Source organism: Streptomyces sp. NPDC088194 (assembly GCF_040702025.1).
GTDB lineage: Bacteria > Actinomycetota > Actinomycetes > Streptomycetales > Streptomycetaceae > Actinacidiphila.
The window spans coordinates 99,765-125,754 of record NZ_JBFBIV010000018.1 but is presented as its reverse complement, the minus strand read 5'-3'; the positions used below and the strand labels follow the sequence as shown (position 1 = coordinate 125,754).

General features: G+C 72.9%; 21 protein-coding genes and 1 pseudogene. 14 read left to right on the top strand and 8 right to left on the bottom strand.

What is annotated here, in order from left to right; translation table 11 throughout:
- Positions 1-214: 214 nt before the first annotated feature.
- Positions 215-961 carry a bifunctional DNA primase/polymerase gene (locus tag AB0399_RS12875; RefSeq protein ID WP_328466447.1) on the bottom strand — a complete coding sequence of 249 codons (747 nt, stop codon included), beginning with the start codon at positions 959-961 and terminating at the stop codon, positions 215-217.
- Between the two features lie 586 nt (positions 962-1,547).
- Between AB0399_RS12875 and AB0399_RS12870 the strand changes: the two genes are divergently transcribed.
- Both AB0399_RS12870 and AB0399_RS12865 read left to right on the top strand, forming a co-directional pair.
- Positions 1,548-3,122: a PP2C family protein-serine/threonine phosphatase gene (locus AB0399_RS12870; protein WP_366411276.1), complete on the top strand. Its 1,575-nt coding sequence runs from the start codon at positions 1,548-1,550 to the stop codon at positions 3,120-3,122.
- Positions 3,123-3,458: 336 nt separating this feature from the next.
- Positions 3,459-4,871 carry an aminopeptidase P family protein gene (locus tag AB0399_RS12865; protein WP_329374142.1) on the top strand — a complete coding sequence of 471 codons (1,413 nt, stop codon included), beginning with the start codon at positions 3,459-3,461 and terminating at the stop codon, positions 4,869-4,871.
- A gap of 117 nt (positions 4,872-4,988) precedes the next feature.
- Here AB0399_RS12865 and AB0399_RS12860 read toward each other — a convergent pair whose 3' ends face one another.
- Entirely contained in the window at positions 4,989-5,432 is a 444-nt protein-coding gene (locus AB0399_RS12860; protein ID WP_329367100.1) for an ATP-binding protein, read from the bottom strand.
- Between the two features lie 380 nt (positions 5,433-5,812).
- On the opposite strand from AB0399_RS12860, the gene AB0399_RS12855 reads away from it, so the two are divergent.
- From AB0399_RS12855 to AB0399_RS12815, 9 genes are all read left to right on the top strand, one after another.
- Positions 5,813-6,685, top strand: coding sequence for a hypothetical protein (locus AB0399_RS12855; RefSeq protein WP_366411275.1), 873 nt, complete (start codon positions 5,813-5,815; stop codon positions 6,683-6,685).
- 244 nt (positions 6,686-6,929) lie between these two features.
- Positions 6,930-7,763 carry a YcnI family protein gene (locus tag AB0399_RS12850; protein WP_366411274.1) on the top strand — a complete coding sequence of 278 codons (834 nt, stop codon included), beginning with the start codon at positions 6,930-6,932 and terminating at the stop codon, positions 7,761-7,763.
- Between the two features lie 88 nt (positions 7,764-7,851).
- Positions 7,852-8,511, top strand: coding sequence for an SCO family protein (locus AB0399_RS12845; protein WP_366411273.1), 660 nt, complete (start codon positions 7,852-7,854; stop codon positions 8,509-8,511).
- Positions 8,508-9,056, top strand: a complete 549-nt coding sequence (locus AB0399_RS12840; RefSeq protein WP_366411272.1) for a copper chaperone PCu(A)C — start codon at positions 8,508-8,510, stop codon at positions 9,054-9,056. Before AB0399_RS12845 ends, AB0399_RS12840 begins: the two co-directional genes overlap by 4 nt.
- Positions 9,057-9,063: 7 nt before the next feature.
- Positions 9,064-11,220, top strand: coding sequence for a copper resistance protein CopC (locus AB0399_RS12835; RefSeq protein ID WP_366411271.1), 2,157 nt, complete (start codon positions 9,064-9,066; stop codon positions 11,218-11,220).
- A 119-nt stretch (positions 11,221-11,339) separates the two neighbouring features.
- Entirely contained in the window at positions 11,340-12,548 is a 1,209-nt protein-coding gene (gene efeB, locus AB0399_RS12830) for an iron uptake transporter deferrochelatase/peroxidase subunit (RefSeq protein ID WP_366411280.1), read from the top strand.
- Between the two features lie 150 nt (positions 12,549-12,698).
- Entirely contained in the window at positions 12,699-13,628 is a 930-nt protein-coding gene (pheA, locus tag AB0399_RS12825) for a prephenate dehydratase (protein ID WP_329367089.1), read from the top strand.
- A 656-nt stretch (positions 13,629-14,284) separates the two neighbouring features.
- Positions 14,285-15,583 (top strand): serine--tRNA ligase, encoded by a 1,299-nt coding sequence (serS, locus tag AB0399_RS12820; protein ID WP_366411270.1) that lies wholly within the window; start codon positions 14,285-14,287, stop codon positions 15,581-15,583.
- Positions 15,580-16,431, top strand: a complete 852-nt coding sequence (locus tag AB0399_RS12815) for an HAD family hydrolase (RefSeq protein ID WP_329367085.1) — start codon at positions 15,580-15,582, stop codon at positions 16,429-16,431. Before serS ends, AB0399_RS12815 begins: the two co-directional genes overlap by 4 nt.
- A gap of 44 nt (positions 16,432-16,475) precedes the next feature.
- On the opposite strand, the gene AB0399_RS12810 is transcribed toward AB0399_RS12815, so the two are convergent.
- The 5 genes from AB0399_RS12810 to AB0399_RS12790 all read right to left on the bottom strand — a co-directional run bounded on the left by AB0399_RS12810 (position 16,476) and on the right by AB0399_RS12790 (position 20,928).
- The gene (locus tag AB0399_RS12810) at positions 16,476-17,282 is read right to left on the bottom strand and encodes a rhomboid-like protein (protein WP_366411269.1); all 807 of its coding nucleotides are present in this window, start codon (positions 17,280-17,282) and stop codon (positions 16,476-16,478) included.
- Between the two features lie 72 nt (positions 17,283-17,354).
- The gene (locus AB0399_RS12805) at positions 17,355-18,146 is read right to left on the bottom strand and encodes an ABC transporter permease (RefSeq protein WP_329367081.1); all 792 of its coding nucleotides are present in this window, start codon (positions 18,144-18,146) and stop codon (positions 17,355-17,357) included.
- Between the two features lie 12 nt (positions 18,147-18,158).
- Positions 18,159-19,076 (bottom strand): ABC transporter ATP-binding protein, encoded by a 918-nt coding sequence (locus AB0399_RS12800; RefSeq protein ID WP_329367079.1) that lies wholly within the window; start codon positions 19,074-19,076, stop codon positions 18,159-18,161.
- Complete coding sequence (locus tag AB0399_RS12795; protein WP_329367076.1) at positions 19,073-19,972, bottom strand: ABC transporter permease; 900 nt, start codon at positions 19,970-19,972, stop codon at positions 19,073-19,075. The genes AB0399_RS12800 and AB0399_RS12795 overlap by 4 nt, the downstream gene beginning before the upstream one ends.
- A complete protein-coding gene (locus AB0399_RS12790; RefSeq protein ID WP_329367074.1) occupies positions 19,969-20,928 on the bottom strand; it encodes an ABC transporter ATP-binding protein in 960 nt (319 codons plus the stop codon). Before AB0399_RS12790 ends, AB0399_RS12795 begins: the two co-directional genes overlap by 4 nt.
- A 214-nt stretch (positions 20,929-21,142) precedes the next feature.
- Here AB0399_RS12790 and AB0399_RS12785 point away from each other — a divergent pair, with 214 nt between their 5' ends.
- The 3 genes from AB0399_RS12785 to AB0399_RS12775 all read left to right on the top strand — a co-directional run bounded on the left by AB0399_RS12785 (position 21,143) and on the right by AB0399_RS12775 (position 25,203).
- A complete protein-coding gene (locus AB0399_RS12785) occupies positions 21,143-23,068 on the top strand; it encodes an SDR family oxidoreductase (RefSeq protein ID WP_366411279.1) in 1,926 nt (641 codons plus the stop codon).
- Between the two features lie 95 nt (positions 23,069-23,163).
- Positions 23,164-24,081 (top strand): metal-dependent hydrolase, encoded by a 918-nt coding sequence (locus AB0399_RS12780; protein WP_366411268.1) that lies wholly within the window; start codon positions 23,164-23,166, stop codon positions 24,079-24,081.
- 33 nt (positions 24,082-24,114) lie between these two features.
- A complete protein-coding gene (locus tag AB0399_RS12775; protein WP_366411267.1) occupies positions 24,115-25,203 on the top strand; it encodes a MerR family transcriptional regulator in 1,089 nt (362 codons plus the stop codon).
- A 97-nt stretch (positions 25,204-25,300) separates the two neighbouring features.
- Here the strand turns inward: AB0399_RS12775 and AB0399_RS12770 are convergent.
- Positions 25,301-25,981 (bottom strand): annotated as a pseudogene (locus AB0399_RS12770) (LLM class flavin-dependent oxidoreductase); the annotation flags it as partial.
- Positions 25,982-25,990 lie beyond the last annotated feature (9 nt).

Here is a 25,990-nt window from a genome sequence, read left to right as displayed (position 1 = left end):
ACCTTGCGCAGCCCGTCCGCCCGAGCCCCGTCCTGGTCGTGCTCCCGGTCCCGGTCCTGAGACCGGGAGCGCCCCCGCTGGTCCGAAGCGTCCGACGGCTGCTGTGACTTCAAAGGGCTCACCTGCACTCGACATCAGGGGTCCGGGCGAACATAACGCTCGCAATCCACCGGTGGTTCCGGCGACACCCGGCTTGTACCCCGTCAGAGGACCTTCAGTAGCGCAGTCGGTCCCCGTCGGGGGCGGTGCGCCCGGCGCGGACGAGGGCGTCGACGAGGGTGTCGATCCGCGGCAGCCACGGCGTCCGCTCGGCGTTCCTGACCGCCTTGACGGCGTCGACCATCCGGGCGGCCCTGACGGCCGCGACCGGGACGATCGGCACGACCGGCTGGCGTACCCACTTCAGCGGGCCCGGCTGGCCGCCGGCCGGCGGCAGCGCCACGTACCCGCCGTCGCCGTGGTAGCGCAGCGAGGTCGGCACCCAGTCCTGGCTGTCGAGGAGTTCGCCCAACTCGGCGAGGGAGTAAGGGGCGACGAGGAAGACATAGCGGGTCGGAGTGGCCACGACCGGGCCGAGCCGGCAGCCCAGCGACTCCATCGCCTCCAGGGCGCGCGCTCCCGCGACCGCGGGAAGGCTCGCCGCCGAGACGCGGTCGCCGGTGGCCAGCACCACGGGCGCGTCCGGCCGGCGGGTCCACCACCAGCGGACCATGCGCGGGTCACGGGTCGCGGCGAGGAGTCCGGGCTCGACCGGGTGGACTCCGGGCACCGGACAGTTGGGGCGCCCGCAGCCACAGGCCGGGGCACCGGCCGGGCGCCGCGCACCCGGCCCGTCGACTCCCACGCCGGGGACCACGCGCCACTGCCACCGCTCGGCGTAAGTCAGCGCCGCGTCCAGATACGCGGTCCGCTCCTTCCGCCGAAGAGAGATCTTGCGTCGCCTTCCGAGGATCTCGCGCATCAGCGCTCGTTCCTTTCCGTTAACGCCCAGGGATCTGCCCACTGCACAACGTAACTGTCGAGCACACCGCATTTGAGGCAGCACATCGCACTGCCAGCCGAGCGTGGAACGTGGCGGAGGGTGGCGCGCAACCGGCGCTCTTGGACTCGCACTGAACTCACTGCGCCCTGGTCGCGGGCCATATGTCATGGTCCGCGTCGGACGCCGCACCCCTCGCCACTCGGGGTTGGGTCGGCCGTCAACTGTATACGTACTACGACGCTTGAGCCGGACTTCGGGTTCCTACCCACCACCCGCGAAATGACGCGCTGTTGGCTGGCCCCAGTCGATCGTGCGCATACACCGGGGGTGGCGCTTTTCGGCCAACATCGCGGAAACAGGGCCGTCCGGGGCACGCTGCCGACACCACTCCGTGTACCGGGACAATCCTGGACATGCCCACGATCGTGCGTGTAGAAGTGGGGTCTTGACAGCAGCGCAGCACGACATGGGGGTTTGCGATGCTATTCATGCAGATGCGCCGCGCATTGCGGACGAAAAGCACCGATTGCCCCGCTCACCGGCAACCGGCCGAAAGTATCCGGCCATGAGCCCCGCACCCGTCAGAAAAGTGGCCGGAAGCGAGCCGTCCACTCCCGTCCAGGCGGACACTGACGCCCCTGTCCCCGCTCACCCCGCGCCCGGTACGGCCACAGCCGCCACGATCGCCACCGCGGCCGGTTCCGCACCACCCGTCGCCCCTGTCCCGGTGCCGCCCTCGCCGGCCTCCGCCCCGCGCGTGATGCCGCCCCGCGGCACCCCCGACCACTCCCTCGCCGTCCAGGACCGGCTCGCCGCCTGGGTGTGCGACCTGTCCCTGCTGCACGAACTGACCGAGCGGCTGGCCCGTACCGCCGCGCTCGACGACGCCCTGCACGAGGTGCTGCGGGCGGGCGCCACGCTGGTCGGCGCCCGGCGCGGACTGATCGCCCTGGACCCGGCGGACCGGCTCGGCCCGGCAACGAGCGTCGGCCTGGGTCTCGGGCGCAGCGACCTCGGCACCCTGGAGACGGTTCCGCTCGACGCCGAGTCCGCCGAGGCGGTCCTCCCCGACCTGCTGCACGGCCCCGGTCCGACCACCCGGCACCGCGAGGTCGCCGCCCAGCTCGGCCTGGCCGCGAGCTACGCGGTGCCGCTGGTCGCGGAGGCCGCCGCCGAGAGCGGCACCGGCGCGGGCGACGGGGCCGAACACGCCGCCGGCCACCCCACCGGGCCCCGCACCGGCCCCCGCACCGGATTCCCCACCGACCACCCCGCCGGCCGCCTCGGCACCGCCGTCTGGTTCTACGACGAACCCGCCGAGCCCACCGACCGCCAGCGCCGCCTCGTCAGCCTCTACCTGCGCTTCGCCGTCGAGCACGTGGCCCGCTGCCTGACCCTGGGCCGGGCCCGCGCCGCGGCCCGCGCGCTGTCCGAGGAACTGCTGCCGGCCCGGCTGCCGCGGGTGCCCGGTCTGCGGATGGCCGTACGCCACACCACCGGCCCGCGCGGCGGCGGCGACTGGTACGACGCCCTGCCGCTGCCCGAAGGCGCGCTCGGGCTCGCCGTCGGCGGGGTGACGGGCGAGGGGCCTGGCGCGGTCGCCGCGATGGGCCGGCTGCGCGCGTCCCTGCGGGCGTACGCCGTGATGGAGGGCGAGGACCCGGTCGCGGTGCTGTCCGACCTCGAACTGCTGATGCGGCTGACCGAGCCGGCCCGTTCGGCCACCGCGCTCTTCGCGTACGCCACCGCGCTGCCGGGCGGCGGCCGCAAGCTGACCATGGCCGGCGCCGGGCACTGCCCGCCGCTGGTGGTCGGCGACCGGCGCTGCGAGTACGTGGAGACCTCGCTCTCCGCGCCGCTGAACATGCTGAGCTGCTGGGAGGCGCCCTGCGCCGAACTGGCCGTCCGGCCCGGCGAGAGCCTGCTGCTGTACACCGACGGGCTGCTGCACCGCACCGGGGAGCCGGCGGACCGGGCGCTGTCCCGGCTGCACTCAGCCGCGCAGACCGCGCCCAGGAGCGTACGGGCGGACCCGGAGGAGCTGGCCGACCACGTGCTGCGCACGCTCTTCCCCGACGGGCGGGACCGGGCCGACCACATCGAGGACCTGGTACTGCTCGCCGTGCGCTTCGACGACTGACGGCGGCCCGCCGGCAGACCTGTTCCGTCCCCCGCGCCCGCCCCGCCCTTCCCACTCCGACCGTTCCGTCCCGTTCATACGATTCATGCCGCCACCATGTGACTCTTCTTCCACTTCCGCCCCTTCTCCCCCTCTCGCCCCCGGTTATCCACAGGCGCCCCGACCGGTCGCCGTCCCGCGCCCATACGATGGACGAACGGTTCATTCTTGAGGAGGCAGGACGTGGCGAAGGCCGAGGACAAGCAGGACACGGCGGGGGGCCGGCAGGAGGAAGCGCTCGATGCGCAGGAGTCCGCCGAGGCGGGCGAGGCCGGGTCCGACGGGCAGGACCGCCCGATCAAGCAGCGCAAGAACGGGCTGTATCCCGCGGTGTCCGACGAGCTGACCGCGGTCATGAAGTCCGGCTGGGCCGACACCGAGCGGAGCGGCCTGGAGCCGATACCGCAGGCGCCGTACGCCGCGGCCCGCCGTGCCGCGCTGTCCGCCCGCTTCCCGGGCGAGCGGATCGTGGTGCCCGCCGGAAACCTGCGCACCCGCGCCAACGACACGGAGTACCCCTTCCGTGCCTCGACGGAGTACGTGCACCTCACCGGCGACCAGACCCAGGACGCCGTCCTCGTCCTCGAACCGATCGCCGAGGGCGGCCACGCCGCGACCGCGTACCTGCTGCCGCGCTCCGACCGGGAGAACGGCGAGTTCTGGCTGGACGGCCAGGGCGAGCTGTGGGTCGGCCGGCGCAACAGCCTGACCGAGGGCGAGCAGCTGCTCGGGCTGCCGTGCAAGGACGTCCGCACGGTCGCCGACGTGCTGCGCGAGGCCACCGGCCCGGTCCGCGTGGTGCGCGGCTACGACGCCGGGGTCGAAGCGGCCCTCACCGACAAGGTCACCGCCGAGCGGGACACGGAGCTGAAGGTCTTCCTGTCGGAACTCCGCCTGATCAAGGACGAGTTCGAGATCGGCGAGCTCCAGAAGGCGTGCGACTCCACCGCCCGCGGCTTCGAGGACGTGGTGAAGGTCCTCGACCGCGCGCAGGCCACCTCCGAGCGGTACATCGAGGGCACCTTCTTCCTGCGCGCCCGCGTCGAGGGCAACGACATCGGCTACGGCTCGATCTGCGCCGCCGGCCCGCACGCCACCACCCTGCACTGGGTGCGCAACGACGGTCCGGTCCGGGCCGGCGAACTGCTGCTGCTCGACGCCGGCGTGGAGACCCACTCCCTCTACACCGCCGATGTCACCCGCACCCTCCCGATCGACGGCCGGTTCTCGCCGCTGCAGAAGAAGATCTACGACGCGGTCCACGACGCGCAGCAGGCCGGCATCGACGCGGTCAAGCCCGGCGCGGCCTACCGCGACTTCCACGAGGCGGCGCAGCGCGTGCTCGCCGAGCGGCTGGTCGAGTGGGGCCTGCTGGAGGGGCCGGTGGAGCGGGTGCTCGAACTCGCCCTGCAGCGGCGCTGGACGCTGCACGGCACCGGGCACATGCTCGGCCTGGACGTGCACGACTGCGCCCAGGCACGCACCGAGACATACGTGGACTGCACGCTGGAGCCGGGCATGGTGCTCACCGTGGAGCCCGGGCTGTACTTCCAGGCGGACGACCTGACGGTCCCGGAGGAGTACCGCGGCATCGGGGTGCGGATCGAGGACGACATCCTCGTCACCGAGAGCGGCAACCGGAACCTGTCGGCGGGACTGCCGCGCCGCTCGGACGAGGTCGAGGAGTGGATGGCCGGGCTGAAGGGCTGACCGGTCGTGGGCCGGCCCGCCCCGCGCAGGAGCGGGGCGGGCCGGACGCAGGGGGCCCGACGCTGCGGGCCGAGCGCTGTGGGACGGGCGCTGTGGGACGGATGCTTCGGCGACGGGTCAGGACGCCTTGAGCAGGGCGTCCTCCCGCCACTTGAGCATCTTGTCGAACGCCACGACCGTGCCGTGCCCAGGGCGGTCGTGGAACTGCACATGGTCGACGAGGGCTTCGATCAGGAACAGTCCGCGGCCGTGCTCGGCCTGCTGGCCCCGCAAGGTCAGCGCCCGGGCCGGCAGGCGGAAGTGGTCGTGGGGCAGGCCCGGCCCGGAGTCGGCGACCTCGATACGGCAGCAGTCGCCGTCGATCTGGGCGGTGACGCTGTAGCCCGTGGCAGAACCGGCGTGTTCCACGGCGTTCGCACACGCCTCGGAGAGGGCCACCGAGAGATCGAAGGAGATGTCGGGGTCGACCCCGGCCGTCTCCATGGTCCCCAGCAGCAGTCTCCTGGCCAGCGGAACGCTCGCAGCCTCGCGCCGCAAATGGAGTGACCACCAGATGCTCATGCTCCAGCCTCCTGGCTGCGGCTCGACATACGGTTACGTATTGCCGCGAAAGCCCGGGCGTAAGCGTGATGTTGACGTGATGCCGCTCATTCGGCGGATGCGGGAGCCGCACGCGGCGGTGTAGGGGGCGCGGCTGTCAAGACCGCCGGCGCCGACGGGCGCCGCCGCGGACGACCCGGGCAACGGCCGTACGGCGTACCGGATCGCCCCGCCGGTGGCGTCCCGAGCAGGGTCCGCGGCGGGTCGTCGACAGGGCATCGGCGGGTCATCGGCGGGTCATCGGCGGCGTGCCGACAGCGTCCCGGCGCGGTCCCGGCGGGCGGGCGGCGGCAAGGGCGCCGTAGGCGGGCGAACCGGGCAGTGAGATGATGACCGCCGTCATGGCTGCGCCTTCCTCCGTCTCCTGCCGACCCGCGCCCACCGTGCGCGCGGGCGCCGGGATGCGACTGCTGCGGACCGCGGTGTTCACCGCGGTCTGCGTGCTGCTCGCCGCGATCGGGCACGCCATGGCATCGGGTCGTGCGGTTCCGGTCGGCTCCCTGGCGCTCGGCTGGCTCGCGGCCTTCGCGGTCGTCGCGCCGCTGGCGGGCCGGGAGCGCGGGCTGCCGGGTATCACCGCGCTGCTCGCCGTCGGCCAACTCGCCCTGCACACGGTGTTCAGCACCGGGCAGATGTGCGCCTCCGTCACCGGCTCCTCCCGGAGCGGCTCCACGAACGAGCTGATCGCCGTCGCCGCCCGCCTGGTGTGCGGCGGCGGTGGCAGCAGTTCCGCGCTCTCCCCGGGGGCCGCGCGGCAGATCGTGCTGCGGGCCGGGATCGACCCCGCCGCGGTCGGCGGCGCCACGCAGCCGCGGGACGTGCTGATGCCGGGGATGTCGACGCTCGCCGGCTCCTCCGGCGCGCACGGCTCCCACGCGTCGCTGCCCTGCATGCTGCTGTCGATGTTCTCCGGTCCCATGCTGCTCGGCCACCTGCTGGCCGCCGTGGTCGCCGGGTTGCTGCTGCGCCGCGGTGAGGCCGCGCTGTGGCGGCTGGTCCGGCTGTCGGTGCGCGGCGCCGCGGGGCTGACCTCGCTGGCGCCGTCCGCGCTGCGCCGGGCCTGCGTCCTGCTGGCGGCGCTCGCCGCCGCCGTGCCCTGCGCCCGCCGCCCGATACGGGGCGCCATGTGGTCGGCGCCGGCCCGGCACCGTACCGTCTGGCTGCGGCACTGCCTGGCCAGGCGCGGTCCCCCGGTGGTCGCACTGGCGGCCTGACGCGGCGTCGGCTCCCCACCGGGAGCGCCGACGGACGCGCGGGTCGCCCGGCCGCCCTCCCACGAGCACCCCTCGTACCCCTGACGGTCCCCCGCATCACACGCCCGTACGCGCACGCGTACGGCCGGGGTCCCCGGTACGGGTACGCGTGCGGGTCCGGGGCGGGCTGCCCGCGTCCCCCCGCGCACATTGCCGTGCGCGGTCCACCGTCAGCGCACCACTTCATCGTGGAGATACCCCTGCCATGAGCAGTTCCCGTATGCGCGGCCGTGCCGCAACCGTCGCCGCGCTCGCCGGCTCCGCCGTCCTGCTGGCCGCCGTACCCGCCTTCGCCCATGTCACCGTGCAGCCGGGCTCGGCCGCCAAGGGCAGCTACAGCACCGTCGCGTTCAAGGTGCCGTGCGAGGAGGACAACGCCTCCACCGTCAAGCTGGAGGTGAACCTCCCGGCCGACCACCCGATCGCCTCGGTGTCGATCCAGCCCGTGCCGGGCTGGACGGCGAAGGTCACCACGGCCAAGCTGACCACCCCGCTGAAGACCGACGACGGCACCGTCACCTCGGCCGTCACCAAGATCACCTGGACCGGCGGCAAGATCGAGCCGGGGCAGTTCCAGCAGTTCCCGGTCTCCTTCGGGCCGTTGCCGGACAACGCCGACTCGCTGTCGTTCAAGGCGCTCCAGACCTACAGCGACGGCAACGTGGTGCGGTGGATCGAGATCCCGCAGGCCGGGCAGCCCGAGCCGCAGAACCCGGCACCGACCCTGAAGCTCACCGCGGCGGGCAGCGACTCCGGCGCCGCTCCCGCCACGACCGGCAGCCCCGCGGCCGCACCGCCGGCCGGCGGCAAGGGCGCGGCGACCACCACCGCGTCGGCGAGCAGCAGCGACGACACCGCTCGCGCCCTGGGCGTGGCCGGGATCGTGGTCGGCGTGATCGGCGTCGGCTTCGGCGTGTACGGCGGCCGGCGGCGTACGCCCGCGACCGGCGCCGGGGTACCTGGTGCCTCGTCCACGGGTTCCTCGTCCACGGGTGCCGCGGGCGGCGCCTCCGACGGCCCCTCCGCGCCCTCGGCCTGACCGGCCTCCGCCGGGCGGTCGCGGTGCGCGCACCATAGGACCGCGGCCGCCCGGCCCCTTCGAGCACTCGCGAACAGGAACTTCTCACATGCGCACCACCGTCAAACTCGGCGCAGTCGCCGTGACCGCGTCGGCCGCCCTCCTGCTCACCGCGTGCGGGGGTTCGTCGTCCGGCAGCGGTTCGAACGCCGCCGCGGTCGTGTCGACCCACGCCTCGCAGGGACCGGGTGTCGCCCTGGACTCGCCGTTCGCCAAGCCCTCCTTGGTGCTGACCGACAACCACGGCAAGTCGTTCGACCTGGTCAAGGAGACCGCCGGGCATCCCGTGCTGCTCTACTTCGGCTACACGCACTGCCCCGACGTGTGCCCGACCACCATGAGCGACATCGCGCTGGCCAAGTCGAAGCTGTCCCCGGCCGATCAGGCCAAGCTCCAGGTGGTCTTCGTCACCTCCGACCCCGACCGCGACACCCCGGCCCGGCTGAACGCCTGGCTCGGCGCGATCGACAAGAGCTTCATCGGCCTGACCGGCAAGTTCAGTACGATCCAGGCCGCCGCCCGCTCGCTCGGCGTCGGCATCGACCCGCCGGTGAAGGAGAAGGACGGCAGCATCACCGTCACCCACGGCGCCGAGGTGCTGGGCTTCTGGCCCAAGGACAACAAGGCGCACGTGGTGTACATGTCCGGTACCACCGCGGACCAGTACACGCGCGAGCTGCCGAAGATCATCAGGAGTGAGAAGTCGTGACCGCGACCAGGTCCGCCGGGCGGCGCACCCGGGCCGGCGCGGCCGCGCTGGTGGCCCTCGCCGCGGTGGCGACCGGCGGCACCATCGCGCTCACCGGCTGCTCGTCCTCGGCGGGTTCGCCGGGCTCCGCGGACACCTCCGCCGCCGCGGCCGGCGCCAGGTCCGCGAGCCCCGCCGAACTCGCGGTGACCGGTGGGTACATACCGCAGCCGCTGCTGACCGACATGGCCGCCGCGTACTTCACCGTCACCAACACCGGCGGCACCGCGGCCCAACTCACCTCCGTGACCAGCGCTCTGGCCGCGCACGCCACCCTGCACCGCACCGCCGGCGACACCATGCAGCAGGTGATGTCCCTGCCCGTGCCGGCCGGCGGCAAGCTCACGCTGAGCACCGGCGGCAACCACGTGATGCTGGAGGACCTCACCCACAAGCCGGCGGTGGGCGACAAGGTGACGCTCACCCTGCACTTCGCGCACGCCACGCCGGCGACGGTGACCGTCACCGTGCCGGTGCGTCCGACGACGTACCACCCAGGAGGCTGAACAGCCGATGGACACACGGTCGTACGTACGGCAACCGGGCGCCCGGCCACCCGGGTCGCGGTGGCGTCGGGTCGGGACGCGTCCGCTCGCGGGGCGGGCGGCCTGGTCCTGGCCACGGCGCGCGGCGGCGCTGCTCGTGGGGCTCGGCGCGCTGGTCGGGCTGCTGCTCGGCACGGCGGTGCCCGCCTCGGCGCACGCCGCCCTGATCCGTACCGACCCGGCCGACGGGTCGGTGGTCAAGACGGCGCCGCAGCGGGTGGTGCTCACCTACTCCGAGGGCGTGCTGCTGTCCGACGACTCGCTGCGGGTGCTCGACCCGCACGGCACCGACGTCGCCGTCGGCACCCCGGGCCACGCCCAGGGCAAGGACTCCGGCGCCACCTCGACCGTCGCCCTCAAACCGGGCCTGGGCGACGGCACCTACACCGTGGCCTGGCGGGCGATCTCCCAGGACAGCCACCCCGTCGCCGGCGCCTTCACCTTCTCCATCGGCGCCCCCTCCAGGACGGACGTCGACCTGTCCGGCGTCGCGGCGCGCGGCGGCGGCGCGGCCGGCACGCTGTACGGCGTCGGCCGCTACGTCGCGTACGCCGGCTTCGCGCTGCTGGTCGGCGCCTCGGTGTTCCTCTCGGTGTGCTGGCCGCGCGGCGCGCTGCTGCGCCCGCTCCAGCGGATCGCGGCGACCGGCTGGGTGGCGATGGCCGCCTCCACCATCGCGTTGCTGCTGCTGCGCGGGCCGTACGTCAACGGCAAGGGGCTCGGGCAGGCGCTCGACCTGGGGGTGATGCGCGACCAGCTCCAGACCAGACCCGGGGCGGCGCTGCTGTCCCGGCTGCTGCTGCTCGCGGCCGCCGCGGTGTTCCTGGCGGTGCTGTTCGGGTCGTACGCCAGACGGGAGGACCCGGAGGAACGCGCGGACCTCGCCTGGGGGCTGGGCATCGGCGGCACCGTGATCGCGGTCGGCATCGCGGCGACCTGGGCGATGGCCGAGCACGCCTCGGTGGGTATCCAGCACCAGGTCGCGATGCCGGTCGACGTGGTCCACCTGCTGTCCATGGCGGTCTGGCTGGGCGGTCTGATCACCTTGCTGACCGCGCTGTGGGCGCCCTCGGTCGCGAGCCGCCCGATCGAGGCGTACGCGGTGCGCCGCTTCTCGCTGGTCGGGCTCACCGCGATCACGCTGCTGGTCGGCACCGGCGTCTACCAGGCGTGGCGGCAGATGGGCAGTTGGCGGGCCTTCACCGACACCTCCTACGGGCGGACGCTGCTGATCAAGATCGGGCTGGTGTGCGCGCTGGTGGCCATCGCCTGGTTCTCCCGGCGCTGGACCGCGCGGCTCGGGCAGGCACCGGCCACGGCTTCGGCTTCGGGCTCCGCTTCGGCGTCGGCTTCGACCACGGCTTCCGCTTCCGCGGCGGCCACGGCCTCGGCCGGCACCGTGGTGGCGCAGGGCGTACGCGAGCCGGTGGCGGCGGCCACGGACCGTACGGACGGGACCGCCGCGACCGCGGACGCCAAGGCGGGTGCGGTGTCCGGAAGCGGCGGCGCGGGTGGGGCCGACAACGCCCGGGCCGCGCAACTGCGCCGGCAGCAGGCCGCCCGTAGCGCGGCGCGAGCCAGGAAGGTCCTGGACGCCGACCCCTTCCGCGGCGCGCTGCGCCGCTCGGTACTGGCCGAGGCGGCGGTGGCCGTGGTGCTGCTGGGGGTGACCACGATCCTGTCCGGCTCCCAGCCGGGGCGGGCCGCGGAGGAGCAGAAGGCCCTGGCACCCGCACCGTCCGCGTCCTCGGGCACGGGCACCGCGCCCTCGGGGCAGGGCCGGATCGCGGTCACGGTGCCGTACGACACCGGCGGCCTGAAGGGGAAGGGCACCGCGGAGGTCACGGTGACCCCCGGGCGGGCCGCGACCCCCAACCAGGTGCAGTTGGTGATCAACGGCGCGGCCGGCACCCCGGTCGACGTGCCCGAGGTGCGGCTGGCGTTCACGCTGCCCGCACAGAACCTCGGCCCGATCCCGATCACGCTCACGCACGTGGGCACCGGCAAATGGACGGCGAGCGCGGCGCAGTTGCCGCTGCCCGGCACCTGGCAGATGTCGGTCACCGTCCGCACCTCGGACATCGACGAGGTGACGGAGACGAAGAATGTGAAGGTCACGTCGTGAGTGCCACGAACAAGTCGGCGGGGCGCACCGCCGGACAGGCCGTCCGCAGGCCGGCCGAGCAGAACCCCGGGCAGGGCTCCGAGCAGGACGCGGCCCGGCCCGGGGTCAGCCGTCGGCGGCTGCTGGGCACCGCGGGCGCGGCGGGGGCGGCCGGGCTCGTGGTCGGCGGCGGTGCGGGCGCCGCCGTGGCGGCCGGCACCCGGGACGAGCCGACCGCGCTGACGACGGTCGGCTCGGCGCACGTCCCGTTCGAGGGCACCCGGCAGGCCGGGATCGTGCAGCCCGCTCAGTCCCGCGGCCATCTGGCCGCCTTCGACCTGGTGACCGGCGCGGACCGCCGTGCGGCGGCCGCGCTGCTGCGGCGCTGGTCGGACGCGGTGCGGGAGATGACCGCGGCCGGTCGCCCCGCCACCCCCGCGGCGTACGACGACCAGGTCGCCGACGACGCGGGGCCGTCCTCGCTGACCGTCACCTTCGGGTTCGGGCGCAGCTTCTTCGGGCGGACCGGGCTGACGTCGAAGCTGCCGGCCGCGCTGGCGCCGCTGCCCGACTTCCCCTCGGACCACCTCGACCCCAAGCGCAGCAACGGCGACCTGTGGGTGCAGATCGGCGCCGACGACGCGCTGGTCGCCTTCCACGCGCTGCGGGTGCTGCAGAAGGCGGCGAGCGGCACCGCGACCGTGCGCTGGCAGATGAACGGGTTCAACCGCACCCCCGGTGCGACCGACCGGCCCCGCACCCCGCGCAACCTCATGGGGCAGATCGACGGCACCAACAACCCCAAGCCGTCCGACCCGGACTTCGACAAGCGGATCTTCGTGCCGGCGACCGGCTCTCCCGACTGGATGGCGGGCGGCTCGTACGCGGTCGTCCGGCGGATCAGGATGCTGCTGGACACCTGGGACCACCTGTCGGTGGCCGAGCAGGAGCGGGTGGTGGGGCGCCGCAAGTCCGACGGCGCGCCGCTGTCCGGCGGCGTCGAGACCACACCGGTGCAGCTCGACAAGATCAACCCGGACCGGTCGCTGGCGATCGCGGGCGACGCCCACATCCGGCTGGCCGCCCCCGCGTCGAACAGCGGCGCGGCCATGCTGCGCCGCGCCTTCTCCTACCACGACGGCATCGGCACCGACGGCACCCCGGACGCCGGGCTGCTCTTCGTCGCCTGGCAGGCCGACCCGCTGACGGGCTTCGTGCCGGTCCAGCGCAAGCTCGACGGCGCCGACGGGCTGTCCCGCTTCCTGCGCCACGAGACGAGCGGGCTCTTCGCGGTGCCGGGCGGGGCGGGGAAGGGGGAGTACGTCGGCCAGCGCCTGCTGGAGAGCTGACGCGCCGGCGGACCGGCCCCGCAAGGCGGGAGGGCTGACGCGCGAGGGCCCGGCGCTGGGCGGTCGCGCGTCTCGTACGTTCGTGCGGGGCCTTGCGAACAAGCTTACGAGACGGACGGGGCCGCCCGTGTGGGCCGTTAGGCTGAACTCATGTCGCCGGCGAGCCGTTACACGTATCTGGGACCTGAGGGCACCTTCACCGAGGCGGCGCTGCGCACGCTGCCCGAGTCCGCCACCCGCGAGCTGGTCCCGATGGTGTCGGTGGCCGCCGCGCTGGACGCGGTACGCACCGGTGAGGCGGGCGGCGCGCTGGTGCCGATCGAGAACTCGGTGGAGGGCGGCATCACCACCACCCTCGACGAGCTGGCGTTCGGCGCCCCGCTGATGATCTACCGCGAGGTGCTGCTGCCGATCGCGTTCGCCCTGCTGGTCCGGCCGGGCACGAAGCTGTCGGACGTGAAGACGGTGACCGGCCACCCGGCCGCCCAGGTGCAGGTCAGGCAGTGGCTGTCGAAGCACCTTCCGGACGCGGTGTGGGAGTCGGCGGCCTCGAACGCGGACGGCGCCCGGCTGGTCCAGGAGTCCCGCTACGACGGCGCCTTCGCCGGCGAGTTCGCCGCCCCGACGTACGGCCTCGAACCGCTGGCCACCGAGATCCACGACGCCTCGAACGCGACCACGCGCTTCGTGCTGGTCGGCAAGCCGGCCCGGCTGGCGGCGCCCACCGGCGCGGACAAGACGTCGGCGGTGTTCTGGCTGCGCGACGACCACCCCGGCGCGCTGCTCGACCTGCTCCAGGAGTTCGCGATCCGCGGGGTGAACCTGATGCGGATCGAGTCCCGGCCGACCGGTGAGGGCCTGGGGCAGTACTGCTTCTCGGTGGACGCCGAGGGCCACCTGACCGACCGGCGGGTGAGCGAGACGCTGCTCGGGCTGCACCGGCGCTGCCTGAAGGTGCGGCTGCTCGGGTCGTACCCGCGGGCCGACGAGATCGCGCCGGAGGTACGCCGCGGCGCGAGCGACGAGGAGTTCAGCAAGGCCGCGGACTGGCTGAACCGGGCGCTCGACGGGCGCGCCTGAGGCAGGCCCACCGCCAAAACCCAGGCCCTGACATGACGGAAGGTGACCGCCGACCCGGTCACCTGGCGTTCGCCTTGGCTTTGCCCACCAGCCATCTTGCGAGTTGTCCACCGAGTTATCCACAGGCTCGGCGCACGGCCTGTGGGTAACTGGGGACAAGTCGACAGAGGAAGCCGACCAAGTCGACAAATTGGTACACAGACACCAGGTCGCCCCGGAGTACGACACCTCACCCCGCGTCACCCCAAATCCCCCTCGCCATCCTCCCGGGGGAACGCATCTCACTCGAAAGGGAGTGTGGAACGGGTTTGCGCGGGGAATCCATAGCCGAACACAGAGCCCGGGAAATGATCTCGCCACTTCTCCACAGATCTTCCCCACACCCTGTGGACAACCGGCCGGGATTTCCCCACTCCCTGTGGATAACTCGGCCCGAGAGGGGCCGGGAAGGCCCCTGGCGCCACCCTTCGCTGTGGATCAACTCCGGTTCTCCACAGGCCGGCTGACCCCGGGGAGGGATGGTCGGAATTGCGTTGACGAACGACGTTATCGCCACCTTCTCTCCTTTCTTTCGCTTTTCCAGCGAACCGGACATTGCTCGCATTACGCCTTTAAGTTGTCGCCGCATCCGACCGCCGCCCGGTAGCCTGTGGACCGTGATTGACCTTCGTCTGCTTCGTGAGGACCCCGACCGAGTGCGCGCCTCGCAGCGCGCCCGTGGAGAGGACGTCGCGCTCGTCGACGCGCTGCTCTCCGCCGACGAGCGGCGCAGGTCCTCCAGTACCCGCTTCGACGAGCTGCGCGCCGAGCAGAGGCAACTCGGCCGGCTGGTCTCCAAGGCGCAGGGCGACGAGCGGGCCGAGCTGCTCAAGCGCACCAAGGAACTGGCCGACTCGGTCAAGTCCGCGGACGCCGAGCAGCAGGAGGCCGCCGAGCAGGCCCAGCAGCTTCTGCTGCGCCTGGGCAACGTGGTGCACCCGGATGTCCCGATCGGCGGCGAGGAGGACTTCGTCGTCATCGAGACCGTCGGCACCCCCCGGGACTTCTCCGCCGAGGGCTTCACCCCCAAGGACCACCTGGAGCTGGGCGAGCTGCTCGGCGCCATCGACACCGACCGCGGTGCCAAGGTGTCCGGCTCGCGCTTCTACTACCTCACCGGCATCGGCGCGCTGCTGGAGCTGGCCCTGGTCAACGCCGCCATCGCGCAGGCCACCGCCGCGGGCTTCACCCCGGTGCTCACCCCGAACCTGGTAAGGCCCGCCGCCATGGCGGGCACCGGTTACCTGGGCCAGGTCGAGGACGACGTGTACTACCTGGAGAAGGACGACCTCTACCTGGTCGGCACCTCCGAGGTCCCGCTCGCCGCCTACCACATGGACGAGATCATCGAGGCGTCCAGGCTGCCGCTGCGCTACGCGGGCTTCTCCGCCTGCTACCGGCGGGAGGCCGGCTCGTACGGCAAGGACACCCGCGGCATCTTCCGGGTGCACCAGTTCGACAAGGTCGAGATGTTCGTCTACACCACGCCGGAGGAGGCCGAGGCCGAGCACCAGCGGTTGCTGGCGTGGGAGAAGCAGTGGCTGACGTCGCTGGAGCTTCCGTTCCAGGTGATCGAGCTGGCCTCGGGCGACCTGGGCTCCTCGGCGTCGCGCAAGTTCGACTGCGAGGCGTGGATTCCGACCCAGGGCAAGTACCGCGAGCTGACCTCCACCTCCAACACCACGCAGTTCCAGGCCCGGCGGCTCGGCATCCGGATGCGCGACAGCGACGGCACCCGGCCGCTGGCCACCCTCAACGGCACCCTGTGCGCGGTGACCCGCACCATCGTCGCCCTGCTGGAGAACCACCAGCAGGCCGACGGCTCGGTCCGGGTGCCCGAGGTCCTGCGGCCGTACCTGGGCGGGCGCGACATCCTGGAACCCCCGGCCACCGGCGCGAACCCCGCCGCCAAGTGACCGCCTCCGAGCCGGGTACGGCCGGCGGCTCCGCCACGGGGCCGCTGCCGTACCAGCTGGTCGCCACCGACCTGGACGGCACCCTGCTGCGCGAGGACGGCACCGTCTCGCGGCGGTCCCGCGCCGCGCTCGCCGCGGTGACCGCCGCGGGCGCGGCACACATCATCGTCACCGGCCGCTCGGTGCCCTGGACGCGGCATGTCCTGGACGACCTCGGCTACCAGGGGCTCGCCGTCTGCGGCCAGGGCGCGCAGGTGTACGACGCGGGCACGGGCCGGCTGCTCACCTCCGTGACGCTGGACCGCAAGCTCGCCGCGGTGGCACTGGCCAAGATCGAGGCGGAGGTCGGCCCGGTCGCCCTGGCGGCCAGCCGGGACGGCCTCGACGGCGAGGTGCTGGTCGGCAACGGGTACATCTACAACCCCGAACTCCCGGTCATCCACATGACCGGCACCGACGTGCTGTGGGCCGAGCCCATCAACAAGCTCTACATCCAGCACCACGAACTCGACGACGACGCGCTCGCCGAGGCGGCCCGCGCGGTCGCCGGCGACATGGTGGGCGTCGTCATGGCCGGCCAGGGCATCGTGGAACTGCTGCCGCTCGGTCTCACCAAGGCGACCGGGCTGTCGCTGGCCGCCCGGCGGCTGGGCGTCACCGCGGCGCAGACCATCGCCTTCGGCGACATGCCCAACGACGTGCCGATGTTCCGCTGGGCCGGGCACAGCGTGGCGATGGCCAACGCCCACCCCGACCTCAAGGCCGTGGCCGACGAGATCACGCTCTCCAACGACGAGGACGGCATCGCGGTGGTTCTGGAGCGGCTCATGGGCGCCGCCGCCTCCTGAGGCACGCGGCTCGGGTCCGTACGCAGGGGGATTGCCGGGAGGGCCTACCGGCGGTCCCGGCGGCCGTCCTCCCACCCGGCCGCCCTTCCGTCGGCCGTACCGCCGTCGGTCGTACCGCCGTCGGCCGTACCGCCGTCGGATACCGGAGCGTGCGCGGCAGGGGTGGGCGGCAGCGGCGTCAGGGCGTAGCAGCACAGGCCGATCAGCACCGCCGTGAAGTGGCCGAGGTCGGTGAAGGTGTCACCGGCCACCAGGCGGTAGCCGAAGAAGCCGAGCAGCGCCACCGCGTAGAGCCGGCGGACGCGGCGCGGCAGCCGGTAGGTGAGGACCCCGGCGACCCCGGCGAGGCCGTAGCTGACCCCGATGTCCACGGTGTACGCCAGGGAGTGCGGCAGGCGGTTGTCCCGGATGTCGAGGAAGACCGCCTTCTGGCTGAGCAGGGTGGCGCCCACGTGCGCGAAGGCTGCGGTCGCCAGCCAGCGCGCGGTGCCGAGCCAGCGTTCCGCGGTGGCGTGCACCACCTCGAAGAGCACCACGTACACGGCGAGACCGGACGGGCTCTGTATCCACAGCGCGCTGGCGATCAGCACCCTGATCGGGTGCGCCCGCAGCTCCACCAGGTTGGTGCTGACCTGGTGGAGTACGTGCGAGCGCACGTCCGCCGGCAGCAGCGCGGCGATCCCGCTGGTGAGCAGGATGATCAGCAGCCAGATGTGCGTGCCCGGGGTGGAGCGGACCCAGGCGACAGCAGCGCGCCCCGCGTCGCCGGGTGTGACCCGGTGGCACGGGGCGACCGATCCGGCGGCGCGGCGCTGAGGCGGCGGGGTGCTGTGCGAGGAGTCCTGGGCCATCCCCTCCAGTCTCGGACGGTTCGCTGTGAGCCGCCGGATGGACGCACTGGCAGGGCGGGTGCGTTCGGCGCCTTACTCGTCGCCCACCGGCTTCAGGGTGCTCAGCCGGCGCGCCGCGTACCAGGTGGCGGCGACCGTGACCACGATCAGCAGGATGATCCCGGTCGGCAGCGACACCGCCGAGCTGACCAGGTCGCCGTGCGCGGCCTTCGCCCCGACAGCGAGCGCCCACTGCTGCACGCTGAGCGTCTGGGCGCCGGACACGAGGTTGCCGATCACCGTCTCCCACACCAGCGCGTAGACCAGGCCGACGACGACCGCGTGCCGGGTGAACACCCCGAGCAGCAGGAAGATCGCCGAGTAGGCGACGGACGCGACCGCGGTGGCGATGCCGTAGGCCACCGCGATGTTCTGGCCGTTGGCGTTGAGCAGGTAACCCGCGAGCAGGGTGGGGATCGCGGAGAAGACGAGGGTGACGCCGATGGCGACGAGCAGCTTGGTGCAGATGATCGTGGAGCGCCTGATCGGCTTGGCGAGCAGGTAGACGATGGCACCGTCGTCGATCTCGGGGCCGATCGCGCCGGTGCCGGCGATGACGCCGAGCAGCGGCAGCATGGAGCTGAGCGCGAAGCCCTGGAGTATGTCGTTGGCGGTGCCGTCGTCGGCGCCGGCCAGGGCGCGCACGGCGGCGCAGATGACCAGCAGCAGCGCGGGCAGCCCGAACAGCAGCAGGGCGCGGCGGCGGCCGAGCAGCGCGCGGTAGGTGAGCCTGGCCACGGTGGGGTGGTAGAACACCGGACCGCCGGTGCGGGGGGCCGCCGGCTTGGCGGCGGGCGCGTCGGGGAGCGCGGAGGTGGTGGACATGTCGGTCGCTCCTTACGCCGTGACCAGGTAGGAAAACACGCTTTCCAACGACTCGTCGGACGGCGAGACCGCGTACAGCCGGATGCCGTGGTCGCGGGCGATCCTCGGCAGGTACTCGGTGAAGCCGGCGAAGTCGATCGCCTGGATGCGCAGGGCCCGCTCGGTGCGGTCCAGTTCGATGCCCGCGGTGGAGCCGTGCGCGATGAGCGCGGAGGCGAGCGCGCGGTCGTCGCTGGAGCGTACGAGGTAGCGGTGCGGGCGGTCGGTCATCAGCCGGCGGATCTTGCGGAAGTCGCCGGAGGCGGCGTGCCGTCCGGCCACCACGACCTCGATGTGGTGGGCGAGTTGCTCGACCTCCTCCAGGATGTGCGAGGAGAACAGCACGGTCCTGCCGTCCGCGCCCATGGCGCGCAGCAGGTCCATCAGGTGCAGCCGCTGGCGCGGGTCCATGCCGTTGAACGGCTCGTCGAGCAGCAGCACCGACGGGTCGTGCACCAGCGCCGACGCCATCTTGGCGCGCTGCCTCATGCCCTTGCTGTAGGTCTCGATCCGCCGGTCCTGGGCGTACTCCATCTCCACCGTGGCCAGGGCGCGCTGGGCGGCGGCGCCGGGGTCGGCCAGGCCGTGCAGTTCGGCGTTGGCGACGACGAACTCGCGTGCGGTCAGGAAGTCGTACATCGACTCGCGTTCGGGCACGATGCCGATCTCGCGGTACGCCTGCTCGTTGCGCCAGATGACGGCGCCGTCGAGGGTGACGCTGCCGCCGGAGGGGGCGAGGAAGCCGGCCATCATGTTGATGAGCGTGGACTTGCCCGCGCCGTTGGGGCCCAGCAGTCCGGTGACGCCCGGGCCGATGGTCATGGTGATGTCGTTGACCGCCACCACGTTGCCGAACCAGCGGGAGACCGTGTTGATGCCGATGGTGGTCATGAAAGGCCCGCTTTCTGGTAGCGGCGCATCAGCAGCCCGAAGCTGCCCGCCAGGATCGCCATGATGACCAGCAGATACGCGATCCCGGCCACCGCGTCGGGCGGTCCCGCCGCATGCGGGAAGGCGGAGGTGGCGTCCAGGAACCAGGTCTGGAAGCCGTCGATCAGGGTGATCGGCGAGAACAGCCCGAGCCAGCCGATGACGTGCCACTTCTCCTGGTTGAACGCGACGCCCTGCACCGCGGAGACGGCGCCGTAGGTGATCACGAACAGGGTGATCACCGCGGCGACTCCGAAGCCCCGGCGCGGGGTGACGGCCGCGATCACCAGCCCGATGCCGGCGAACAGCAGGGACAGGACGGCTATGGACACCAGGCCCTTCGCAAACCCGGCGGTCTGGTGGCCGAAGCTGAGCTTCGCCAGCAGCGCGCCGATGTAGAGGATCAGCAGGGGGAGCGCGGTCAGCAGGAACAGCGCCGAGGCCAGCGCGGCGAACTTCGCGGCCACGTAGTCGACGGCCTCGATCGGCCGCGAGAAGTACAGCGGGGTGGTCTTGAAGCGCAGGTCGCGCGAGACGGCCTGGGGTGCCTGGGAGGCGACGAAGAGCGTGATGACCGCCTGGAGCACGATCGCGTAGCGGGTGTACTGGAGCGGCAGGTCGTTGCGGTTCGTGACGATCGTGACCGCGACGAGGATCAGTGCCGGCAGGCACATCACGCCGAGCAGCAGCATCGGCAGCACCTTGGACTTGGCGCTGCGGCCGAGGCCGTACGCGCCGCGCAGGCTCTGCACGTAGAGCGACTTGCGGGCGTAGGCGCGGCCGAGGCGGGGCCCGTCGTACGACCGGTAGCCGATGTCGTGGATGACGTCCGTGGGCGTCAGGTCGGGCTGGGTCACCGGGCGTTCCTTCCTGTGCCCGCGGGGACGGGTGCGTGCGCGTCGGTGTCGGTGGCGGCGTCCGTGTCCGCGAAGAGTTCGGCGATCCGGTGGCGGCGCTGTTCCATGCGGACCAGGCCGACGCCGAGGACTGCCACCGCGTCGCGGACGGTGTCGTACGTCTCGTCGCCCGCGATGTCGACCATCAGCAGGTGGCCGGCGCCCTGGGCGGTCAGCCCCGCGCCGGTCAGCGCGGCGAGCAGGTCGTCCTCGCGATCGGTGACCTCGACGGCGAGAGAGCCGGTGGTCTGGGTGAAGTCGCTGGTGGACGACGCCCGCAGCAGCTTGCCGCCGTCGATGACGACGATGTGGTCGCTGGTGCGCTCCAACTCCCCGAGCAGGTGCGAGGTGACGAGCACCGAGATGCCGAAATCGCTGTGCACGCGGCGGATCAGGCCGAGCATGTCGTCGCGGCCGACCGGGTCGAGGCCGTTGGTCGGCTCGTCGAGCAGCACCAGCTCGGGGTCGTGCACCAGCGCCTGGGCGAGTTTGACGCGCTGCTTCATGCCTGTGGAGTAGCCGCCCATCGGGCGGTAGCGCTCCTCGTACAGGCCGACGTGCCGCAGCGTGTCGGCGGTGCGTTCGCGGGCCGCGGTGGGCGGCAGGCCCGACATGCGGGCCATGTGCACCACGAACTCGGTCGCCGAGACGTCCGGCGGGAGGCAGTCGTGCTCGGGCATGTAGCCCACCAGGGCCCTGATCTCGGCACCGTCCGTGGCCACGTCGCGGCCGAGCACGGTGGCACGGCCCTCGGAGGCCGGGGCGAGTCCCAGCAGGATCTTGATCAGGGTCGACTTGCCGGCTCCGTTGGCGCCCACCAGCCCGGTCACACCGGGCGTGATGTCCACGGTCAGCCGGTCGAGCGCGGTCACCCTCGGGTACCGCTTGCTCAGGCTCTCGGTAGCGATCACAGTCACGGCTCGACCGTAGTGGTAAACGCAAGGCCCCCGCGTCGCCCGCGGGGCGGTGCTTCGTGTACGACTCACGGCTGACCACCCGTAGGGGTCGGCACCCGATCGGATGAAAGTGCCTACGGGTCGGGGTCCGAGGTCTTGACGCTGCCATCGGTCGATGTCACATTGATCACTGACAGTGTTGATCGGTGCTGGGGGCGGTGACGGCGTGGACGGCATGGGTGGGACGGACGGAACGGGCGGGACGGACGGCGGGAGCGGCGCGGAGGACGCGGGCCGGGCAGCGGGCGCTGACGCGGACGCGGGCCTTGACACGGAGTCGGACGGCGCCGAGCAGGCGGGCGGTCCGGTGCGGGAGCGGTTCGTGACCGGCGCCGGCGGCGTGCGGCTGTGCGTGACCGAGCGCGGTGTGGCCGCCGCGCCCGGCGCCCCGCCGACCGTGGTGCTGGTGCACGGCTATCCGGACAGCAAGGAGGTCTGGTCGCCGGTCGCCGAGCGGCTCTCCGACCGCTTCCACGTGGTGAGCTACGACGTGCGGGGGCATGGCCGCTCCTCCGCTCCGAGCCCGCTCAGGGGCGGCTTCACCCTGGAGAAGCTGACCGAGGACTTCCTCGCGGTCGTCCGTGCGGTCAGCCCGGACCGCCCGGTGCACCTGGTCGGCCACGACTGGGGCTCCGTGCAGGGCTGGGAGTTCGCCACCGTGCCCGCCGCCGAGGGCCGGATCGCCTCCTTCACCTCGATCTCCGGCCCGAGCCTCGACCACTTCGGCCACTGGATCAACCGCCGCCTGCACCGCCCCACCCCGCGCCGCGTCGCCCAACTCCTCGGCCAGGGAGCCAAGTCGTGGTACGTCGGCGCCCTGCACACCCCCGTGCTGCCCGAGCTGGCCTGGCGGGGACCGCTCGGCAAGCAATGGCCGAAGATGCTCGCCCGGGCCGAGAAGGTCCCCTCCGACGGCTATCCGACCGCCTCCCTCATGCAGGACGCCGCGCACGGCGCCTGGCTCTACCGCGACAACATCCGGCGCCGGCTCGGCCACCCGCGCCCCGACCCCGTCGCCCACATCCCGGTCCTGCTGATCACCCCCACCCGCGACGCCTTCCTGTCCGAGCGGCTCTACGACGACCTCGACCGCTGGGTGCCTCAGCTGACCCGCCGCACCCTGCCGGCCAAGCACTGGGTGCCGCGGTCCCGGCCGGACCAACTGGCCCGCTGGATCACGGATTTCGTGGCCGCCACCGAGGGTGAGGCCGCTCTCGACGACGCTGGACCGGGCCCCGCCGTGCGGACCGTGCTCGGCCGGGGCCTGCCGGCCGCACGCGAGCGGTTCGCCGGGCAACTGGTGGTGGTCACGGGCGCCGGCAGCGGCATCGGGAAGGCGACCGCGCTCGCCTTCGCCGAGGCCGGTGCACGGGTGGTCGCGGTGGACCGGGACGCGGAGGGCGCCGCCTCGACCGCGGCGGCCGCCCGCCGGGCCGGCGCGCCCGACGCCTGGCCCGAGGTGGTCGACGTCGCGGACGCCGACGCGATGGAGAAGTTCGCCGCCCGCACCGCCGACCTGCGCGGAGTGCCCGACGTGGTGGTCAACAACGCGGGAATCGGGCTGGCCGGCGCCTTCCTCGACACCACCCCGGAGGACTGGAAGCAGGTACTTGACGTCAACTTGTGGGGCGTCATCCACGGCTGCCGGCTCTTCGGCCGCCAGATGGCCGAGCGCGGCCAGGGGGGCCACATCGTCAACACCGCGTCGGCCGCCGCCTTCCAGCCCTCCCGCGCCCTGCCCGCGTACAGCACCTCGAAGGCCGCCGTGCTGATGCTCAGCGAGTGCCTGCGGGCCGAACTCGCCCCGCACGGCATCGGGGTGAGCGCGATCTGCCCCGGCCTGGTCAACACCGCGATCACCGGCAGCGCACGGCACGCGGGCGTCAGCGACGAGGAGCAGGAGCGGCGCCGCGCCAAGAGCGCCAAGCTGTACGCCTTGCGCAACTACCCGCCGGAGAAGGTCGCCCGAGCCGTGGTGCGCGCGGTGCGCCGGGACACCGCGGTCGTCCCGGTCACACCCGAGGCGCGCGGTGCGCGGCTGCTGTCGCGGATGTCCCCGGGCGCGCTGCGCGCGCTCGCCCGGGTCGATCCGCCGATGTAGCCGGCTGCCCGTCAGCCCGGCCGGGCCCCTGCCCACGTCGCCGTCCTCGTCCGTCCCGATCCCCACCCGCAGAACCCCGTAAGGAGGCCACACCCGTGAGCCACGCGATCAAGCCCCGTCGGGTCACGTTCGACTGGAAGCAGACCCCGCTGCACTGGATTCCGGGCGAGCCGACGGCGACCCACGTCATCAACGTGCTGCATCTGCTGCTGCCCGCGGGCGAGCGGTGGTTCGTGAAGGTGTTCAAGGAAGCGCTGCCCCTGGTCACGGACGAGCGGTTGCTCAAGGACGTGAAGGGCTTCATGGGCCAGGAGGCCACCCACAGCGTCCAGCACGCGTATGTGCTGGAGCACCTGGCCGAGCAGCGACTCGACACCGAGGCGTACACCCGCCATGTGGAGTGGATGTTCGACGTGATGCTGGGTGAGCGCCCGCCGTGGGGCCTGCCGGTGCCGCGCCGCGAGTGGCTGCGCTTCCGGCTGTCGCTGATAGCCGCGATCGAGCACTTCACCGCGGTGCTCGGCGACTGGATTCTGGACGCGGACGCGCTGGACGGCGCGGACAGCGACGAGGTGATGCTCGACCTGCTGCGCTGGCACGGCGCCGAGGAGGTCGAACACCGGTCGGTCGCCTTCGACATGTACCAGCACGCGGGCGGCAAGGGCGCGGTGCGCTACCTGCGCCGCGCCGAGGGCATGGCGCTGGCCTGGCCCACGCTGTTCTACCTGTGGGTGGCCGGTGCCCGCTATCTGCTGCGCCACGACCCGCAGCTGGACCGGGGCCGCTACCGCTTCAAGGACCACCGCGCCGCCGCCCGCCGCGGCCTGGTCCCCTCCTGGGCCTCGCTGCACGGGGCCATGCCCCGCTACCTGCGGCGGTCGTACCATCCGTCACAGGAGGGATCGTTGAGCAAAGCGGTGGAGTACCTGGCGGTGTCCCCCGCCGCGCAGGCCGTCCAGCCCAGGACGTCCGCCGGCGGCGGGGCGGCGGAAGGGCCGACCGTCGCCTCCTGACCCCCGTACAGCAGACCAGCGAGGAGCAAGTCCGTGACCACCGCGGAAGAGCAGCGCGCCTACCGGATCGAGGACCTGTCCCACCTCAGTGGCACCACGGTCCGCACGATCCGGGCGTACACCGACCGCGGCCTGCTGCCCAAACCGGAGCGGCAGGGCCGGGCCAATGTCTACGACGACACCCATCTGGCCCGGCTGCGGCAGATCGCCGACCTGCTGGAGCGCGGCTACACGCTGGCGAGCATCAAGGAGTTGCTCGCCGCCTGGGACGCGGGCACCGGGCTCGGCGGCGTACTCGGACTGGTCGGCGAGGTGGACCGGCCGTGGTCCGACGAGGCACCGGCCCGGATAGCGCTGGCCGAGCTGACCGAGGCGTTCGGCGGCGTGATGGACCTGACGGCGGTCGAGGAGGCGCTGCGGCTGGGTGTCCTGGAGGCAGTGCCCGGACATGACGACGAATTCCTGGCGCCGAGCCCCAGCGAGCTGGCCGTCGCTGCCGAACTGCACCGTGCAGGGGTGCCGCTGGCCGCGATCACCGGGCATCTGCGCGAGGTGCGCGGCCATGTCGAACACATCTCGGAGCGGTTCCTGGAGTTCACCACGGAGTACGTCTTCCAGCGCTTCCTCCAGCACCCGCCGACCGACGAGGAGGCCGCCGAGGCCACCGACCTCATCCGGCGGCTGCGCCCGCTCGCCCAGCAGACCGTCGACGCCGAGCTGGCCCGAGCGATGCGGTTGCGGGCCACCGAGCACATCCGGCGCCATCTGGGGGACGCGGCCGCGTTCACGCCGCCGGCCGAGCAGGAGTTGCCCGGGTCCGGGGCGGAAGCGGGGCGCGGGAGCAGCGCGGAAGGCGCGACGCGCGACGCCACCGCGCCCGAGGCCACTGCGCCCGAGGTCACCGCGCCCGAGGTCACCGCCGGCACCGTGCCTTCGGCGGCGCCCCCGTCCACGCCCCCGTCGCCCCTGTCCGTACTCGTGCCGCTGCCCGCGCCCACCGTCGCCGCCGTACAGGAGCTGGTGGGGGCCGACCGGGTGCAGGCGTTCGTCGCCGCCGCCGCCGACCGCGAGGTGGCCGCCCGCCGGATGGACGCGCTGGCCGACCGACCCGCCGCTCCATGACGCGAGCGGTGCGGCGCCGTCCCGGGCTCCAGGGCACGACGTCGGGCCGCCACGTGCCGCGGTGGTGGCGGTCCGGTCGGCACGCGCGGCGGGCGGCTCAGCCGAGCTGACCCGGTGCCTCGATCGCGATCTGCTCGAAGATCGCATGGTCGTAGCCGAAGTCGGAGTCCGGGATCGGCCAGTGCACGACGATCTCGTCGATCCCGGCCTCGGCGTGCCGCCCGGCGAAGTCCACGAAGGCGTCCAGCGAGCTGAACGGAGCGGCCCGGTCCGGAGTGAATCCGGTCAGCAGCACCTTGGGCACGCCGGCCGGCTCGCGGGCGGCGTCCCGCAGCGCCGAGCCGAGCCGCTCGATCTGGCCGCGGATCGCCGCCAGCGACTCCTCCGGCGTCCCCGTCTCGTAAAGCGCCGGGTCACCCGTGGTCACCCACGCCTGGCCGTACTTCGCAGCCAGCCGCATGCCCCGTGGTCCGGTGGCCGCCACCGCGAACGGCAGCCGCGGCGTCTGCACGCAGCCGGGGATGTTCCGCGCCTCGACGGCGGAGTAGTAGCTGCCCCCGAAGGTGATGTCGCCCTGGGTGAGCAGCCGGTCGAGCAGTTCCACGAACTCCGCGAACCGGTCCGCCCGTTCGCGCGGCGACCACTCCTCCTGCCCCAGCACCAGCGCGTCGAACCCGGTCCCGCCGGACCCGATCCCCAACGTCACCCGCCCGTCGCTGACGTCGTCGAGCGTCATCAGCTCCTTCGCGAGCGTCACCGGATGCCGGAAGTTCGGCGAGCCAAAGCC